Here is a 17947-nt window from a genome sequence, read left to right as displayed (position 1 = left end):
CCTACCACTTTTTAACTTGCTCAACAATCTCTATAGCTGCTTCTTCAGTTCGCGCCACAATTAAAATTGAGTTATCATCTGCTAAACAGCTAAAAATTATATCCGAAAATGTTTGAGTCAATTGACTTTTTACAAAAATTGTATTCCCAGGAATGACATCTAAGTTGATGAGATTTCCCATTCTTTCAAAACTTTCGATATTGTTCTCAGCTAACTGTAAACTTTTAACTACTGACTTTGGTAATTCATAGACATATGTATTGTCTTTCAAAGGAATTTTTATAATCCCTAGTTCTTTGATATCACGTGAAACAGTTGCTTGAGTAGCAGAAATCCCTGCTTCTCTCAAGTGTTCAACGATTTCTTCTTGTGTGCCGATTTGATAGTCAGTCACAAATCTTCTAATCTTTTCAAGTCTTTCTTTTTTATTCATCTTTAAACTCTCTATGTGCTTTTTCTACTACTTTTTCTATTTCAGAAACTACTTGGTTGCTTGCATGTTCTTCTTTACGTAAATAAGCAAGAAACTCAATATTCCCATGTCCACCTTGAATAGGAGAGAAATCCAATCCTAAAACTGAGAATCCTTCATCAACTGCCATTTTAGTAACTGATTCTAAAACATTTTGGTGAACTTTGGCATCTCTGATAATTCCATTTTTACCAATCTGTTCTCGGCCTGCTTCAAACTGTGGTTTTATGAGTGCAACAACTTCCCCTTGGTTGACCAATATTCTATGTAGAGCCGGTAAAATGAGACTCAAAGAAATAAAACTCACATCGATACTTGCAAAACTTGGCTCTTCTTCAAAGTCATTTTTTTCAGCATAACGAAAGTTAAATTGCTCCATGCTGATAACACGTGAATCTTGGCGTAATTTCCAGGCTAGCTGATTGGTCCCAACATCAACGGCATAAACCAGTTTTGCACCATTTTGAAGCATGACATCCGTAAAACCTCCTGTTGAAGCACCAATATCAATGGTCGTTTTGCCTTCAACCGATATATCAAATTTTTCTAAAGCTTTCTCAAGTTTCAAGCCCCCTCGACTAACATACTTGAGTTTCTCACCCTTGAGTTTTAATTCAGTATCATCAGGAATTTTTTCTCCTGGTTTATCGAAACGCTCACCATTTAGGACTGCAATCACTAATCCAGCCATTACGCCCCGCTTAGCTTGTTCTCTTGTTTCAAATAAACCTTGTTTGTAGGCAAGTACATCTACTCTTTCCTTAGGCATTGATTCTCAAACTTTCTACTATTTTTACAATTGGTTCTTTATCAAAGTCAACTAATTGGCTAATCACGTCTAACTTTTCATTAGCCTGATCCAAAGTTCGGTTACAAAAAACTTTTGCCTCATCCAAACCTAACAAAGCAGGATAGGTTGATTTCTCAGCTTGCAAATCTTTTTGTGGTGTTTTACCAATTTCCTCAAAACTAGCAGTAACATCAAGGATATCATCTCTCACTTGAAAAGCAAGCCCAATCAGCTCTCCAACTGTTTTCAACTGTTTTTGAAGATTTTTATCCAATCCTGCAATAACTCCTGCCGCTTGAAAAGGGAAGGCTAAGAGTTTACCCGTTTTATTAGCATGGATGGTCTGAAGTTCTTCTAGGTTTAAATGTTTACCTTCACCTTCCATATCCAAAACTTGGCCAGCGACCATCCCCATACTTCCAGAAGAAAGTGACAAAGAAGCTATTAAATCTACCTTAATTTCGTTTGGCAAGTCTGCTTGTGCTATCAAAGCATAAGGATCTAAAAAGAGGGCATCTCCTGCTAAAATTGCTAGTGCTTCTCCAAACTTCTTATGGTTGGTTAAACGCCCACGACGAAAATCATCATCATCCATAGCAGGAAGATCATCATGAATTAAGCTTCCTGTGTGAATCATCTCAAGCGCTGCTGCAACCTGGGCATGAGCTATAGTGATTGGCACCTGCAAAGACTCCAAAACTTCTAAAAGCAGATAAGGACGAATTCGTTTACCACCTGCATGAATAGAATAGAGAACAGCTTCTCTGAGATTAGCAGCTAATTGCTGGTCTCCATAAAACTCCTCAAGAGCTGACTCAACCAAAGCTAATTTTTCTTGCTTGTTCATAGAAGTTCGCTTTCTGTTCCATCTTCTTGCATAACTTTAACCAAGGTCTTTTCTGCTTTATCAAGTGTTGCTTGCAATTCTTTTGAAAGAACCATTCCTTTTTGAAATGCAGTAATAGCATCTTCTAAAGCAATTTCACCATTTTCTAAACTCTGAACAATAGTCTCAAGCTCTGCTAAATTATCTTCAAATTTCTTCTGTTTTGACATCTTTAACCTCTAATTCTACCTGACCATCTCGCATCATCAGCATCACCTGGTCATTTTTTTTCAAATCATTTGCAGAAGATACCACGGTATCCTCTTTTTTAACAATCGCATAACCCCTTGCTACGATACGACTCGTATCTAACATGAGTAAAGCTTCTGACAAGCGTTTTACTTCAGCAACCTTAGCATCATAGATCACAGCCATCTGGCTACGCATTAATTTTTGTAACTGTTGAATACGATCTTGGTAGCGCTGAATCTTGACATTTGGCGATAATTGCTCCAAACGGTGAATTTGAGCTTGAACCTTCTGTTGATTTCTAACTAACTCACCATTCAATCCCTGCTTCAGTCGAAGTACTAACTGATCCAAGCGTTGCAGATATCCATCATATAAACGCTCTGGTTGCCTGAAGATGACTGATTGACTAAGCCCTCTCAAGGCTTCTTTTTTCTTTGATAAAGTATTTTGTACAGCAGTAGCCATTCGTTTTTCTTGATTTTTAAGGTAGGTCAGTAGATCTAACTTGGTCACAGGTGTAGCTAACTCTGCTGCAGCAGTTGGTGTTGCTGCTCTCTTGTCAGCAACAAAATCAGCCAAGGTTACATCTGTTTCGTGGCCCACACTTGAAATAATAGGAAGACGCGATTCAAAGATAGAACGCACTACAATCTCTTCGTTAAAAGCCCAAAGATCCTCAATTGATCCACCACCACGACCAATGATAAGAACATCCAAGTCTTCTCGTTCATTAGCTCTAGCAATGTTACGGGCAATCTCCTCTGCTGCCCCTTCACCTTGAACCTTGGTAGGATATAAAACAATCTCAACCCCTGGGAAACGTCTACTAACGGTAGTAATAATATCCTGTAAAACAGCACCACTACGACTAGTCACAACCCCGATGCGTTTTGCAAACTGAGGGATTGCTTGTTTAAAGCGTTCTTGAAAAAGGCCTTCTTCTGATAATTTCTTTTTTAATTGTTCGAACTGAATTGCAAGAGCCCCTACACCATCAGGCTCTGCCTTTTCAATGATGATAGAGTAGCTCCCACTTGGTTCATAGACTTGGACACGACCGATAACATTGATCTTCATCCCTTCTTCCAAATCAAAACCTAGTTTCTGATAAATACCTGACCAAATAGTCGCTTGGATTACTGCTCGATCATCTTTTAGAGAAAAATATTGATGAGTTGGACGCTTCCGGAAGTTAGAAACCTGACCAGTTAAATAGACCCTCTCCAAGTATGGGTCTTTATCGAATTTCATTTTCAGATACTTAGTCAAAGTTGTTACCGACAAATACTTTTCCATCTCAACCTCCTTCTTTCTCTAGTTTTTCCTGGGTATTATTATACCAAAAAAACGTTTAAAAATCTCTCTTTTCACCTCTAGAATACGAAAACAAGACTGGATTTCTTTGAGCTTGTCTAATAATATACAAAAGCCCTCGGAAAAATCCAAGGGCTTTCATTAGTTCACTGAACTATTTTATTTTTTCAAGTTGTAGAATGATTTCAATCCACGGTATTCAGCTACTTCACCAAGTTGATCTTCGATGCGAAGCAATTGGTTGTATTTAGCGATACGGTCAGTACGTGAAAGTGAACCAGTCTTGATTTGTCCTGCGTTTGTTGCAACTGCGATGTCAGCGATTGTTGAATCTTCAGTTTCACCTGAACGGTGTGATACAACGGCAGTGTAACCAGCTTCTTTAGCCATTTCGATAGCTTCAAAAGTTTCAGTAAGAGTACCGATTTGGTTAACTTTGATAAGGATTGAGTTAGCAGCACCTTCTTGGATACCACGTGCAAGGTAGTCAGTGTTTGTTACGAAGAAGTCGTCACCAACCAATTGAACTTTCTTACCAAGACGTTCAGTAAGAGCTTTCCAACCATCCCAGTCGTTTTCATCCATACCATCTTCGATAGTGATGATTGGGTATTTGTTAACCAATTCTTCAAGGTAGTCGATTTGCTCTTCAGAAGTACGAACAGCAGCTCCTTCACCTTCAAATTTAGTGTAGTCGTATACTTTACGTTCTTTATCGTAGAATTCTGATGAAGCACAGTCAAATCCGATAAATACGTCTTTACCTGGAACGTATCCAGCAGCTTCAATGGCAGCAAGGATAGTTTCAACACCATCTTCAGTTCCTTCGAAACGAGGAGCGAATCCACCTTCGTCACCTACGGCAGTTTCCAAACCACGTGATTTAAGGATTTTCTTAAGAGCGTGGAAAATTTCAGCACCGTAACGAAGAGCTTCTTTAAATGTTGGAGCACCAACTGGCAAGATCATAAACTCTTGGAAAGCGATTGGAGCATCTGAGTGAGATCCACCATTGATGATGTTCATCATTGGAGTTGGAAGAACTTTAGTGTTGAATCCACCAAGGTAGCTGTAAAGTGGGATTTCAAGGTAGTCAGCAGCAGCGCGAGCTACAGCGATAGACACACCAAGGATTGCGTTTGCACCCAATTTACCTTTATTAGGAGTACCGTCAAGAGCGATCATAGCACGGTCGATAGCTTGTTGGTCACGTACATCGTAGCCGATAATTGCTTCAGCAATGATGTTGTTTACGTTGTCAACAGCTTTTTGTGTACCAAGACCACCGTAACGAGATTTGTCACCGTCGCGAAGTTCAACTGCTTCGTGTTCACCAGTAGAAGCTCCTGATGGAACCATACCACGTCCGAAAGCACCTGATTCAGTATAAACTTCTACTTCAAGTGTTGGGTTACCGCGTGAGTCTAGGACTTCGCGAGCGTAAACATCAGTAATAATTGACATTTTTTACTCTCCTTTGAGTTAAATTATTTTACACCTCTATGATACATCAAAAAGATACCTTTTTCAAGAAAAAACGTTATCTTTGTGCAAATTTTCCTTAAGTTTCTTAAGTAATCGCTTTCTTTTCCGCCTTATCTATAGACTTTTATGATATACTATATTTATGACTGATATATCAAAACAAATATTAGAAAAAGCTCATGGCGGGCTTAAATTAAATCCAGACGAACAAAGACGCTTTCTTGGTACCTTTGAAGAACGTGTTCTTGGCTACGCCGAACTCGCTACTGCGAATGATGACAAATTTCAAAAGGCATTTTTAACAATTTTAGAGACTTTTAAAAAAGAAACTGAACCTCTGTTTGTCAAAATCTCTCCTCAAGTTGAGTTTGAAAAACAAGTTTATTATTTAAAAAATGCCAAAGATTCTGATTGCCAAGCAACTATCGTTTCTGAAGATCATAACTCTTCTCCTTTCGGACTGGTTATCCATAGCGATGTTCCGGTTCAAACAAGTGAAAAAGACCTCAGAAAGGCCTTTTCAGACTTGTGGCAAGAGAAAGAGACGAAAGCTCCTACTTCTCTCTGGAAAAAATGGTTTGGTTAACTCTATCTCAAAGACATGATTCGTGCGATACTTGCAGCTGTATTTTCTAAATAGACAGCTGCTTTTTTTAGACTGTCTGCTAACGGTTCGCTTTTTTCAAGTATGGAAAAAGCTGCGACTATATTCTCAAATGGTAAGGGTGGTAAATCCTCTGATAAACTACCACAAATAGCAATAACTGGAACACCCCTTGGTGTTCTTTTTGCTACTCCAATTGGCGCCTTTCCAGCTAGACTTTGCGAGTCCAGTCTACCTTCACCAACGATAACGAGATCCGCATCTGCGACCTGTTCATCAAATTTCACTAAATCCAAACAAGTTTTGATACCAGATACAATCTCTGCTCCAGCGAAGGCACACAAGCCAGCTGCAATACCACCGCCTGCTCCTGCACCCTCTAATTTTGATATTTCAGGTGCGACTTTACCATAAAAGTTTTCAATAGCAATATCAACGTCTTGGAATTTAGCAGGGTTTAATCCTTTTTGTTTTCCAAATGTATAGGTGGCTCCATGAGGTCCACAGAGAGGATTGGACACATCCGCTAAAATTTTGATACGAACATCTGCAGGAACAGATGAGGCTTTATCTTTCGAAATATGACTAATTTCAAACAAGGACTGGCCACAAGCCTCCAGTTCAATTCCATTTTCATCATAAAATTGATATCCGAGTCCTGCAGCAATGCCAATTCCACCATCGTTACTAGCCGTACCACCGACACCAACGTAGATATCTTTGATTCCTTGTTCTATCAAATGGAGAATAAGTTGACCAATTCCCTTTGTTTGAATCTCTAGAGGATGTCGTTTTTCAAAAGGGATTTTAGCAAGACCTACTAAATTTGCAACTTCAAATAGAGCTAATTCTCTTTTTTGAAAGTAAGACATCAAAACCTCATCACCAAAAGGTCCAGTTACCTGGACTGTTTTTTCTTCCAAACCTAGAGAACTTTTAATGGCGTCTACTGTTCCTTCACCTCCATCACCAACAGGTAAAAGTAGACATTCAGCATCTGGTATCACCCTTTTAAATCCTCTTTTTATAGCTTCTGCTACTTCGTTTGCAGGAAGACTCTCTTTGAAAGAGTCCGGCGCGATAACAACTTTCATTTTGATTCCTCTTTCTATCTAAAGGAAGTCTATCATTTCCAAAACTTTCCCAAAATCTCTCTCATCTATCTGAAGATTTATTTCCTTTTTCACAATATCCTTGGCACAAAAGGCTATTCCAAGTCCTGCACTTTTAAGCATTTTTAAGTCATTAGCTCCATCACCGATTGCAATTGTTCTATCAAAAGGGACTTCTAATTCTTCAGCCCATCTCACGAGGGTTGCTTCTTTTACTTCTCTGCTAATAATAGAGCAAATTAGATTTCCAGTTAAATGATCATCTTTGATTTCCAGTTGATTAGCAGTATATAATGAAATACCCAAATCTTTTGCTAATCTTTCTACAACAGTGGTAAATCCGCCTGATACTAAACTGACTTCTATCTTATTTTCTTGAAGAACTTTAATAAACTTGACAGCATTTTTACTAAGGTGAAGTTCATGATAAATCTTATCAAAAGAATTTATAGAGAGACCTTTAAGAAGAGAAACACGTCTTTTTAAACTTGCCTCGAAGTCTAATTCTCCTCTCATAGCTTGAGCTGTTAGCAGGACTACTTCTTCTTCGCACCCTGCCTCTTTCCCTAATAAATCAATAACCTCTTCTTCTATCAGAGTTCCATCAACATCTAGGACACAGAGTCCTCTAGCTTTATTCATTTATTCCCCATACTTTCATCATCTCAAAAAATCGTATGAAAGCATCATACGATTTTATTTATTTAATTTGCTAAGCTGTGATACAAATCAAGGTAAGACTGACAAGCTGTATCCCAAGAGAAGTCACATTCCATTGCTTGGACTTGAAGTTTCTTCCAAACATCTGGATGATTATAATAGACATCCAAGGCTGTTTGAAGAGCCCAGTTAAGCCAGTATGAGGTTAAGTTATTAAAACTAAATCCTGTACCCGTTCCTTCAATTGGATTGAATGGTTGAACAGTATCTCTCAACCCGCCTACCTCATGAACAAGTGGTAATGTTCCATAACGCATAGCCATCATTTGAGAAAGTCCACAAGGTTCAAAACGACTTGGCATGAGAAAAATATCACAGGCTGCATAAATTTCTTGTGCTAGCTTGACATCAAAGGTAATATTGGCAGATAGTTTATCTGGGAATACTTGACCAAACCATGAGAAGGCTTGTTCAAAACCAGGATCACCTGTACCCAAGAGAACGATTTGAACATCTTCTTGAAGCATGCGATGCAAACCTTCAACGACGACATCAAAACCTTTCTGTCTTGTCAAACGCGACACAATACCAATCATTGGAACATCGGGACGAACTGGAAGACCAACTTTTTCTTGAAGTTTAGCTTTATTATGAGCTTTTCCTGATAGGTCTGATTTATTAAAATGATAATCCAACAAAGGATCCGTTTCTGGATTATAAAGATCCGTATCGATTCCATTTACAATACCAGAAACCTTACCAGACTCCATTCGTAAAATCTGATCCAAGCCACAACCAAACTCTGTTGTCATGATTTCATAAGCATAGCTTGGCGACACAGTAGATACACGATCTGCATAGAGGATACCAGCCTTCATCCAGTTCAGGCAGTCATTCCAGCGAACTGTACCATCCGCATAGCGTTCAAATCCAACTCGGAACAAATCCCAAAGCATACCTTCAGAAAATTGACCTTGGAATTCCAAGTTGTGGATTGTTAAGACAGTCTTGATGTTTTGGTAGGCCTGTATCCATCTGTATTTTTCCTTCAACAAGAAAGGAATCATAGCTGTATGATAATCATGAGCATGAAGAACATCTGGAATAAATCCAATACGCTCCATAGCTTCTAAGGCTGCAAGTTGGAAGAAGGCAAAACGTTCACCATCATCGAAATCACCATACACATGACCACGGAAGAAATAATACTGGTTGTCAATAAAATAGAAGGTAACACCATTTAAAACAGTCTTCTTAATACCACAAAATTGTCTACGCCAACCAACGTATACTTCAAATTGAAGAACATCTTCAATTTGATCACCAAACTTTGCTTCCACCATGTCATAGTATGGCAGGATAACAGCAACTTCATGACCAGCTTTAACTAATGATTTTGGAAGAGCCCCGATAACATCTCCCAAGCCACCTGTTTTAGAAAAAGGGGCTCCTTCGGCTGCTACAAATAAAATTTTCATGAAAGAATGTCCTCTGTTACTTTTTCACCTTTTTTGATGACAACAGGATTTTCTGCTGTACCACGAATAACAACTCCATCAGCTACTTCAGCACCCTTATCAATAATTGCATACTCAACTTGAGCACCTTCACCAATGACAACACGAGGGAAAACAATAGATTCTTTAACTAAGCTATCTTTATGAATTTGAACATTACGTGAAACAACTGAACGAACAACCTTACCTTCGACAATACTACCAGAAGCAAACTGCGAAGTATTTACTTCACAACCAGGTGCATAATAAGTTGGTTCTTCGTTTTTCACCTTTGTGTGAATCTTTTGATTTGGAGAGAATAAAGAGTAGAATTTATGCAGATCAAGCATATCAATATTGGCTTGGTAATATGTTTCTACAGAATGAATATTAGCTAAATAACCAGTATACTCGTATGCAAAAGCACCTGATTCTACTGCTAAGTCACGAAGAACATAACGTAGTTTTTCTGGGTGTTCTTTCTGAGCTTCTTCTTCCAGACGTTCAATCAACCATTGAGTATCTACAACAAAGATATCCGTTGACATGTTGTAGTATTCTTGTTCAGCTTTTTTATCGAAGAGTTTGTGAGACAGCACGTGGTCAGTTTCATCAATATCTAGGATAGCATTTACTTCTGAAATATCCTTTTTAGGTAGTTTCTTATAAACAACCGTAATAGGAGATTTTGTAGTATTATGCAAATGGAAAACCTGAGTAAGATCAATATTTACCAAAACGTCACAGTTCAAGGAAACCGTTTGGTTAGATCCAGAACGTTTTAAATAAGTCAAGAGTTGTTGATAATACTCTTTACCAACAGTACTACTTTCCACACGAGTATTGTAGATTCCAAGATAGTAGTGGCTAAGAAGGGTATTCAAGCCCCATTCACGTCCTGAACGAATGTGGTCAAATACAGAGCTGATATTATCTTGTTGGAAGATTCCAAAGACACTTCGAACACCAGCATTTGCTAAACTTGAGAGTGGGAAGTCAATCAAACGATACTTTCCTCCAAATGGCAAACTTGCCACTGGACGGTTACTTGTCAAGGTTGACATATCATGGAAACCAACGGTATTTCCTAAAATCGCTGAATATTTATCAATCTTCATCTGTTGCTACCCCCACTACTTCGTTATATCCGACTACTTGTACTTCTTCTGTACCATCAATTTCAACACCATCGGCAATAATTGCACCTTCACCGATGATTGCACGTGTAATTTTAGCACCTCTACCGATAACTGCTCCACTCATGATGACAGAATCAACAACTTCTGCTCCCTTACGAACTTGAGCAGCTGTAGAAAGAATGGAATGTTTTACAGTACCATTCACGTAACATCCATCTACTACTAGAGAGTCTTCTACTTGAGCAAATTCTCCAAGGTAGTTTGGTGGAGCGATAAGGTTACGAGAATAAATTTTCCATTGACGATTTCGGCTGTCTAGAGCATTTTCTGGAGAGATGTATTCCATATTTGCTTCCCAAAGAGATTCGATTGTACCAACATCCTTCCAGTATCCATTGAATTCATAAGCATAGACACTTTCACCTGTCTCAAGATAATTTGGAATAACATTCTTTCCGAAATCAGACATATCTAGGTTAGCCTTTTCAGCAGCAACTAGCATGTTGCGAAGTCGTTTCCAGTCAAAGATATAAATCCCCATTGATGCCTTGGTTGATTTTGGTTGGGCAGGTTTTTCTTCGAATTCAACAATGCGATTATTAGCATCTGTATTCATGATACCGAAACGACTAGCTTCTTTTAGTGGTACATCCAAGACAGCTACTGTCAAGCTGGCATTGTTATCCTTGTGTGATTGGAGCATATCATCATAGTCCATCTTGTAGATATGGTCTCCTGAAAGAATCAAAACATACTCAGGATTAATGCTATCGATATAGTCAATATTTTGGTAAATCGCATGACTTGTACCTTCAAACCAACGATTTCCTTCACTTGCAGAGTAAGGTTGAAGGATAGAAACACCTGAATCAATTACATCAAGACCCCAACTAGAACCATTACCAATGTGGCTGTTGAGAGCTAGTGGTTGATACTGTGTAATAACCCCAACATTATGGATACCAGAGTTGGCACAGTTAGAAAGAGCAAAGTCAATGATACGATAGCGCCCACCAAATTGCACAGCAGGTTTTGCAATGCTTTGAGTGAGTTTACCGAGACGAGTTCCTTGCCCACCGGCAAGGATTAAAGCTAGCATTTCATTCTTCATTTTCTACTCCTTTTTGAGATTTATTTGATTCTTTTTTAGCGGGTTTCAAGCGACGTTTGATTTTCCATATACTTGCCCCCAAAGCTGGCAAGGTAAAGGTCAATGTCTGCTCATAATCCTTCCATAATCCTTCTTGAGTTTGAACGGTTTGATTGTGTTCTTTCCAAACACCTCCCCATTGTTCCAACTCTGTATTCCAAATTTCTTCATACACACCTGCAACTGGTAGTCCAATTGTGAAATCAGGACGTTCGACTGGTGCCATATTAAAGACACAGACTAGCATCTCGCCTTTCTTTCCTTTACGAATAAAGGAAAGAACACTCTGATCTCTATTATCTGCATCGATAATTTCAATTCCATCATAGCTTGTATCAATTTCCCAAAGACAACGGTGGTCCTTATAAAGTTGATTCAACTGAGATGTGAAGTATTTCATCTTGGCATTCATTGGATCTTCAAGGTTTGACCATTCTAATTGCTCTTCTGATTTCCACTCTAAGAATTGACCGAATTCGCTACCCATAAAGAGCAATTTCTTACCAGGGTGACAAATTTGATAAGTATAAAGATTTCTAAGGCCTGCAAATTGATTGTAACGATCCCCCCACATCTTATGCATCATACTCTTCTTACCATGTACAACCTCATCATGTGAAAATGGTAGGAGATAATTTTCATTAAAGACATACATAAAACTGAAGGTTACAAGGTTAAAATCATACTTGCGGTAAATTGGATCTTCTTCGTAGAAACGTAAGATATCATTCATCCAGCCCATGTTCCACTTGTAGTCAAATCCAAGACCACCCATCTCTTTCGGACCTGATATTTTAGTTGCCGAAGAGCTTTCTTCTGCAATCATCATGACATCAGGGTGAGCTAGCTTAATAACAGTATTTAAACGCTGAAGGAAATAATAGCCTTCGTAGTTAAGATTTCCACCGTCTTTATTTGGTGTCCAAGGTGCATTATCATAATCAAGATAAAGGATATTACTTACGGCATCAACACGGATACCATCTAAATGATAAAAATCAATCCAGAACTTAATGCTAGAAATTAGGAAAGACTGTACTTCGTTTTTCCCTAAGTCGAAGTTTAATGCCCCCCAACCATAGTTATGAGCTTTGTTATGGTCTTGATATTCAAAAGTCGGAGTTCCATCAAAGTAGGCTAAGGCATCATCATTGATTGTAAAGTGACCTGGCACCCAGTCAACAATAACTCCAATATTATTTAAATGACACTCCTCAACAAAGTCTTGAAACTCTTCTGGTCTTCCGTAAGAATGTTCTAAACCGAAATATCCCATCAGTTGATAGCCCCAACTCAAACCTAGCGGGTGAGCCATCAAAGGCATAAACTCTATATGAGTGTAGTTCATTTCAACTAAGTAAGGAATCAACTCTTCTTTTAATTGAGCAAAACTATATGGAGTTCCATCTGGATTTCGTTTCCACGAACCAGCGTGTGCTTCGTAAATATTAACTGGTCTTTCGAAGAATCCCAAACGTTTTCTACGAGCTAACCAAAGTCCATCCTTCCATTTCTTTTCTGGAATTTCTGTTAACACAGCCCCTGTTCCTGGACGTGCTTCATACCGAACAGCTAAAGGATCAATCTTCATAAGCTGATGACCGTTAGCCCGTGTGATATGATATTTATAAATCTGACCTTCTTGGGCAAAAGTTGTAAAAACTTCCCAAACTCCAGATTCGTTTCGAACCATAGGGATTTGATTTTCAACCCAATTCGTGAAATCACCGACTAGATGAACAGCCTGCGCATTCGGAGCCCAAACACGGAATGTGTAACCCCATTCCCCGTCTTTCTCCTCACGATGTGCGCCCAAATAGTGCTGAAGATGGAAATTTTCGCCTGTTGTAAAAGTTCTTAAAGCTTCTAATGTATCCATAAATCCCCCTTTATATTGTAAGCGTTTTCTATATTTCTATTATACTATCTTTTAAGAAAACTTTCAACCAATTTCCGAATTATCATAAATATTTTTTAGAAAATCTTCAAGTAATTATCTTGACATTTCTTAAATTTTCAGTATTTATTGATATTCTACCTTGATAAAAGTTTTTGAATCATTAAATCACTTACAATATTTTTTTCAATGCTAATTTTGCAAAACAGATACTTAAAAAACTTAACGTTATTTTCATGAATCAAACTTTTTGTTCGGATAAAGTATCTTAAGTACAATTTTATCAAATTTTCTGAAATTTTCAACTATTTTTAGTAATATTCCCATATTTTTTATTAGGACAAATTTATATAGAAAAAAACTCAAGATTAATCTTGAGTTTTATTTTTTTAAACTAAAACATTCATAACTGCAACGCTCACATTATCAAGAGTGTTTTCTTGGTTTGAACGACTATTTGTAACCAACATTTCTAGATTTCCAGCATTTTCATAATAGAAAGATGCACCTTTGGCATTAAATACAACCAAGAAATGTTCTTTAGTTCCCTGAATCTCATAGACAATCCAGCCACTATTTTCAATAGCTGTGTGAACAAAGACGTGACGGTATACTTCCTCGTATGTAGGATATGAAAAGGCACTAGTCTTTGTTTTAAGACCTATAATCTGACGAATAAATTCTATGCTTTCTTGACGCTCATTGATTAAGTCCCAGTCTACCTGGTTAACAGCGTCTGGAGCATTGTAACTGTTCATAGCACGTTCGCGATCATCATGAGTCAACTCACCGTTTTCACCTGTAGGAACCAGTTTGGTACGTCCAAACTCTTGACCAAGTTCCATAAAGGAGATGCCTTGCATGAGTAGATTCATTGCAGTTGCTGTTTCTACCTTTTTCATGATACTTGCTTGGTCTTCTGTTGGATGAAGTGTTGCTAATAAATCATGCAAGTTATAGTTATCATGGGCTTCTACATAGTTGACAACCTGGTTAGGACTTAGATAAGAGCCCAGTTCACGACTACCAAGGATAGCTTTGGCAACAATCGGTTCAGTGGCAGCACCACTTACGAAGCCTGATTTGATATCACCATAAACTTCAGCACCTTTTACCGCATTACGTTGATCATCATTGAAGAAGCCAATATTAGGTAATTGATAGGCATTGTCTTTCTTAGCCTTATCATAAGGAGCAAGACCAGTTCCCATATCCCACCCTTCTCCATAAAGGATGATTTTAGGATCGACTTCATCCATAGCCCAACGAATCATCTGCATAGTTTTAACATCATGGATTCCCATCAAGTCAAAGCGGAAACCATCAATATTAAACTCATTCACCCAATAAAGAAGTGAATCAATCATGTACTTACGGAACATTTCGTGCTCACTAGCAGTCTCATTTCCAACACCAGTACCATTTTGATAACTTCCATCGCGATTCATTCGGTAATAATAGTCTGGAACGGTTGTTTGGAATGGAGCATCAACAGTTGAAAACGTATGGTTGTATACAACGTCCATGATGACACCAATACCAGCATCATGATAGGCTTGAATCATCGTCTTCAAATCGCGGATAACTTGACCTGGATCATTTGGATTCGTAGACATGCTGGTTTCTGGTGCATTGTAGTTTTGTGGATCGTAACCCCAGTTGTAGGTCACATTTCCATCTGCATCATACTCTTTATGACGGTCAGCAATCGGCTGTAGTTGAACATAGTTAACACCAAGTTCCTTGATGTAGTCAAATGCAGTAGACTGACCGAAGTGATTGACTGTTCCAGTCTGGGCAGCACCTAAGAATGTTCCTCTTAATTCTGGAGCAACACCAGAAGTTTCAGACTTGGTCAAGTCACGAATGTGCATTTCGTAAACAACCGCTTGACAAGAATTTTCCAATCGCCAAGTAGCTTCCGTTCCATTCTTAACTTCAAAACCTTCAACTTGACGTTCTTTTTCTGAAAGAATCGCTGAACGTTTGCCATCTGGACTGGTAGCAATAGTATATGGATCACGTGTCAATGATTGATGATGTGGAAAATTAATCTGATATTGATAGGCACGACCAGCAAGACTTTCAGGAACTGTCAAATTCCAAACGCCAATTGTATTATCCTTGTGACTATATGAATAACTGTTGCCACGTTGCATTTCATAAGACTTTAGGATAGGCGCATCATTAGAAGCTGATTCATAAACTACAACTTGTACAGTTGTTGCTGTTGGCGACCAAAGTTTAAAGCTTGTTTCTTCTTCGGAAACCTGGCATCCCAACTCTCCTTGGTAACCCCAGTGGTGATCAAAACTAGCACTGTTAATCGCTTTATCAAAAGCAAATGGATTTTGATCTTTATAGTGTGGACTTGCAATGGCTGGATTTTCAGAATAATAAACGGTGTCATCTCCATCTAAAATCCAAACTTCTGTTAAGAGTGGATAATGATTGAATCGGATAGGATATTCTTTGCTTACTCCATCTTTTTCAACTGTAAACACCATTTGTTCAAGAGTTGTTTCACTTGATTGGGTAAATGAAAACTTCTCTCCAAAGTATTCTTGCTCTTTAACAAATTCTACTGAATCAGCTGGCCTTTTACTAAAGTTGCAACTCTGATATGCTTCATCCTTACGATGATAATGAATAAGTACAGGATAGTTGTACATGTTTTTCCCTAATTTCTAATTATTATTTTATATAGTAACATTTCTTGATTCACTTATTTGGATAGAAGCAAGAAATCATAGATGATTATTCTAGACTATGTATTCCTTACAAACTCTCTAACCAAGCTTCATCTCGAATCTCAATTCCAAGTTCTTGTGCTTTTTGGAGTTTGCTTCCTGCATCGGCTCCTGCTACTACAAGGTCAGTCTTCTTCGATACGCTACCCGTTACCTTGGCTCCAAGATTTTCGAGCTTACTTTTGGCTTCTGAGCGAGTAAGACGTTCAAGTTTCCCTGTCAATACGACAGTTAGACCTGATAAGGCAGCATCTGCTGCAACGACCTGTCCTTTATAGTCTAGATTAACACCTAATTCTTTCAATTCACTTAAAAGAATTTTTGCACCCTCAGTCTCAAAATAAGATTGGAGACTTTGAGCAATGACACTTCCCAGACTTTCGATGCCTGCAACTTCATCAGGACTTGCTTGAGCAAGTGATACGATTGAATGGAAATGTTGTAAGAGTAACTGACTTGCCTTGCTACCAACATGACGAATGCCTAAACCAAACAAAAGTTTTTCAGCAGAATTTTCTTTAGAAGCTTGAATAGCCTGATAAAGCTTTTGAGCTGATTTCTCCTTGATGCCGTCTAACAAGAGAAAATCTTCAACTGTCAAACGATATATATCTGCAACATCTTTAACCAAATCGGTAGCAAAAAGTTTCTCGACGATAGATGGTCCAAGGCCAGAAATATTCATGGCATCACGGGATGCGAAGTGAATTAGACCTTCCTTGATTTGAGCTGGACAACGTGGATTTATACAACGAAGAGCCACCTCATCTTCAAAGTGTAACAGCTTGCTCTCACAACTTGGACAGTTTGTTGGAATATCTAGTTTTTCCTCTGACACACGCTTAGACTCTACCACTCGTAAAACAGCTGGAATGATATCTCCTGCCTTGTAGACAATGACTGTATCATCCTTGCGGATATCCTTTTCAGCGATATAGTCAACATTATGAAGCGTTGCACGACTAACTGTTGTACCTGCCAATTGCACCGGAGTAAGATTAGCAGTCGGAGTTACAACTCCCGTACGACCAACTGTCCAGTCAACAGAAAGCAATTTTGCTTCTTTTTCTTCTGCTGGGAATTTATATGCTACTGCCCACTTAGGTGCTTTAACTGTAAAACCAAGTTGCTCTTGACCAGCTAGGTCGTTGACCTTAATCACGACACCGTCGATATCATATGGCAATTGGTCTCTTTCTTGGCCTACTTCTTGGATAAATTCCCAAACTTCGTCCATGCTGTGGGCTAATAGTCGTCTAGGGTTAACCACAAAGCCCAACTGTTCCAGATGATTTAAAACCTTCTCTTGGCTGTCTCTAGTTGAAGGACTTGCTTCCTGATAGAGGAAAGTTGCAAGATTACGCTTAGCTACTACTGCTGTATCTAACTGGCGAAGGGTTCCTGCAGCTGCATTTCGTGGATTAGCAAACTCCGGCTCACCGTTTTCTTGACGAGCAAGATTGACTTGATTGAAAGAAGCTCTTGGCATATAACATTCACCACGAACAGTGATATCTAATTTCTCTGGTAAGGATAAAGGAATGTCTTTCACTCGTTTAAGATTTTCAGTGATATTTTCACCAATAGAACCATCACCACGAGTTGCTCCAGCAACAAAAAGTCCTTGCTCATAAGTCAAGGAAATCGATAGTCCATCAATCTTCAACTCACAAATATAAGTGACATCATCCAATTCTTTACGGACACGCGCATCAAAGGCATCCAATTCTTCACGTGAAAAAGCATCCTGCAAACTATAGAGAGGATACTGATGACTATATTTTTCAAATCCATCAAGAATCTTTCCACCTACACGATGTGTCGGGCTTTCTGGCAAGACTTGGTCCGGATGAGCTTTTTCTAACTCTACCAATTCACGATAAAGACGGTCATACTCACTATCAGATACAGATGGATTGTCACTTGTATAATACTCTGTCGCATAGCGATTGAGCAACTCAACGAGCTCTTTCATTCTTTCATTCATAGAACCATTTTAC

15 protein-coding genes are annotated in these 17947 nt (G+C 38.6%); 1 reads left to right on the top strand and 14 read right to left on the bottom strand.

All coding sequences use genetic code 11. The annotated features are described in order from the left end of the window. Position 1: 1 nt before the first annotated feature. The 6 genes from K1I61_RS02045 to eno form a co-directional block, all read right to left on the bottom strand. A complete protein-coding gene (locus K1I61_RS02045; protein ID WP_223332985.1) occupies positions 2-433 on the bottom strand; it encodes an arginine repressor in 432 nt (143 codons plus the stop codon). Then, positions 426-1241, bottom strand: coding sequence for a TlyA family RNA methyltransferase (locus tag K1I61_RS02040; protein ID WP_223332984.1), 816 nt, complete (start codon positions 1239-1241; stop codon positions 426-428). Before K1I61_RS02040 ends, K1I61_RS02045 begins: the two co-directional genes overlap by 8 nt. Beyond that, on the bottom strand, positions 1234-2109 hold the full coding sequence (locus K1I61_RS02035) for a polyprenyl synthetase family protein (protein ID WP_223332983.1): 876 nt from the start codon (positions 2107-2109) through the stop codon (positions 1234-1236). Before K1I61_RS02035 ends, K1I61_RS02040 begins: the two co-directional genes overlap by 8 nt. Next, positions 2106-2318 (bottom strand): exodeoxyribonuclease VII small subunit, encoded by a 213-nt coding sequence (locus tag K1I61_RS02030; protein ID WP_004253516.1) that lies wholly within the window; start codon positions 2316-2318, stop codon positions 2106-2108. Before K1I61_RS02030 ends, K1I61_RS02035 begins: the two co-directional genes overlap by 4 nt. Continuing rightward, positions 2296-3636, bottom strand: coding sequence for an exodeoxyribonuclease VII large subunit (gene xseA / locus K1I61_RS02025; protein ID WP_223332981.1), 1341 nt, complete (start codon positions 3634-3636; stop codon positions 2296-2298). The genes K1I61_RS02030 and xseA overlap by 23 nt, the downstream gene beginning before the upstream one ends. Positions 3637-3813: 177 nt before the next feature. Continuing rightward, a complete protein-coding gene (gene eno, locus K1I61_RS02020; protein WP_006148599.1) occupies positions 3814-5118 on the bottom strand; it encodes a surface-displayed alpha-enolase in 1305 nt (434 codons plus the stop codon). Positions 5119-5281: 163 nt separating this feature from the next. Between eno and K1I61_RS02015 the strand changes: the two genes are divergently transcribed. Beyond that, complete coding sequence (locus K1I61_RS02015) at positions 5282-5725, top strand: DUF1694 domain-containing protein (protein WP_006148600.1); 444 nt, start codon at positions 5282-5284, stop codon at positions 5723-5725. A 2-nt stretch (positions 5726-5727) separates the two neighbouring features. Here K1I61_RS02015 and K1I61_RS02010 read toward each other — a convergent pair whose 3' ends face one another. The 8 genes from K1I61_RS02010 to ligA form a co-directional block, all read right to left on the bottom strand. Then, a complete protein-coding gene (locus tag K1I61_RS02010; protein WP_006148601.1) occupies positions 5728-6837 on the bottom strand; it encodes a glycerate kinase in 1110 nt (369 codons plus the stop codon). Positions 6838-6855: 18 nt separating this feature from the next. After that, entirely contained in the window at positions 6856-7497 is a 642-nt protein-coding gene (serB, locus tag K1I61_RS02005; RefSeq protein WP_223332979.1) for a phosphoserine phosphatase SerB, read from the bottom strand. A 62-nt stretch (positions 7498-7559) separates the two neighbouring features. After that, entirely contained in the window at positions 7560-8993 is a 1434-nt protein-coding gene (gene glgA, locus K1I61_RS02000) for a glycogen synthase GlgA (protein ID WP_223332976.1), read from the bottom strand. Next, entirely contained in the window at positions 8990-10129 is a 1140-nt protein-coding gene (gene glgD / locus K1I61_RS01995) for a glucose-1-phosphate adenylyltransferase subunit GlgD (RefSeq protein WP_036757569.1), read from the bottom strand. Before glgD ends, glgA begins: the two co-directional genes overlap by 4 nt. Beyond that, complete coding sequence (locus tag K1I61_RS01990; RefSeq protein WP_004253502.1) at positions 10119-11261, bottom strand: glucose-1-phosphate adenylyltransferase; 1143 nt, start codon at positions 11259-11261, stop codon at positions 10119-10121. The genes glgD and K1I61_RS01990 overlap by 11 nt, the downstream gene beginning before the upstream one ends. Continuing rightward, positions 11251-13179: a 1,4-alpha-glucan branching protein GlgB gene (gene glgB / locus K1I61_RS01985; protein WP_223332974.1), complete on the bottom strand. Its 1929-nt coding sequence runs from the start codon at positions 13177-13179 to the stop codon at positions 11251-11253. Before glgB ends, K1I61_RS01990 begins: the two co-directional genes overlap by 11 nt. A 407-nt stretch (positions 13180-13586) precedes the next feature. Next, positions 13587-15869, bottom strand: coding sequence for a type I pullulanase (gene pulA, locus K1I61_RS01980; protein ID WP_223332972.1), 2283 nt, complete (start codon positions 15867-15869; stop codon positions 13587-13589). Between the two features lie 106 nt (positions 15870-15975). Beyond that, the gene (ligA, locus tag K1I61_RS01975) at positions 15976-17934 is read right to left on the bottom strand and encodes an NAD-dependent DNA ligase LigA (RefSeq protein ID WP_223332970.1); all 1959 of its coding nucleotides are present in this window, start codon (positions 17932-17934) and stop codon (positions 15976-15978) included. Between the last annotated feature and the right edge of the window lie 13 nt (positions 17935-17947).

The sequence above is a fragment of the Streptococcus infantis genome, from assembly GCF_019929665.1.
GTDB lineage: Bacteria > Bacillota > Bacilli > Lactobacillales > Streptococcaceae > Streptococcus > Streptococcus infantis_H.
The sequence above is the reverse complement of the archived record's forward strand: the minus strand, read 5'-3'. Positions and strand labels throughout refer to the sequence as shown.

Excerpts from the sequence above, each read along its gene's own strand:
- K1I61_RS02045 (WP_223332985.1), bottom strand. The coding sequence starts at position 433 with ATGAATAAAAAAGAAAGACTTGAAAAGATTAGAAGATTTGTGACTGAC.
- K1I61_RS02040 (WP_223332984.1), bottom strand. The coding sequence starts at position 1,241 with ATGCCTAAGGAAAGAGTAGATGTACTTGCCTACAAACAAGGTTTATTT.
- K1I61_RS02035 (WP_223332983.1), bottom strand. The coding sequence starts at position 2,109 with ATGAACAAGCAAGAAAAATTAGCTTTGGTTGAGTCAGCTCTTGAGGAG.
- K1I61_RS02030 (WP_004253516.1), bottom strand. The coding sequence starts at position 2,318 with ATGTCAAAACAGAAGAAATTTGAAGATAATTTAGCAGAGCTTGAGACT.
- xseA (WP_223332981.1), bottom strand. The coding sequence starts at position 3,636 with ATGGAAAAGTATTTGTCGGTAACAACTTTGACTAAGTATCTGAAAATG.
- eno (WP_006148599.1), bottom strand. The coding sequence starts at position 5,118 with ATGTCAATTATTACTGATGTTTACGCTCGCGAAGTCCTAGACTCACGC.
- K1I61_RS02015 (WP_006148600.1), top strand. The coding sequence starts at position 5,282 with ATGACTGATATATCAAAACAAATATTAGAAAAAGCTCATGGCGGGCTT.
- K1I61_RS02010 (WP_006148601.1), bottom strand. The coding sequence starts at position 6,837 with ATGAAAGTTGTTATCGCGCCGGACTCTTTCAAAGAGAGTCTTCCTGCA.
- serB (WP_223332979.1), bottom strand. The coding sequence starts at position 7,497 with ATGAATAAAGCTAGAGGACTCTGTGTCCTAGATGTTGATGGAACTCTG.
- glgA (WP_223332976.1), bottom strand. The coding sequence starts at position 8,993 with ATGAAAATTTTATTTGTAGCAGCCGAAGGAGCCCCTTTTTCTAAAACA.
- glgD (WP_036757569.1), bottom strand. The coding sequence starts at position 10,129 with ATGAAGATTGATAAATATTCAGCGATTTTAGGAAATACCGTTGGTTTC.
- K1I61_RS01990 (WP_004253502.1), bottom strand. The coding sequence starts at position 11,261 with ATGAAGAATGAAATGCTAGCTTTAATCCTTGCCGGTGGGCAAGGAACT.
- glgB (WP_223332974.1), bottom strand. The coding sequence starts at position 13,179 with ATGGATACATTAGAAGCTTTAAGAACTTTTACAACAGGCGAAAATTTC.
- pulA (WP_223332972.1), bottom strand. The coding sequence starts at position 15,869 with ATGTACAACTATCCTGTACTTATTCATTATCATCGTAAGGATGAAGCA.
- ligA (WP_223332970.1), bottom strand. The coding sequence starts at position 17,934 with ATGAATGAAAGAATGAAAGAGCTCGTTGAGTTGCTCAATCGCTATGCG.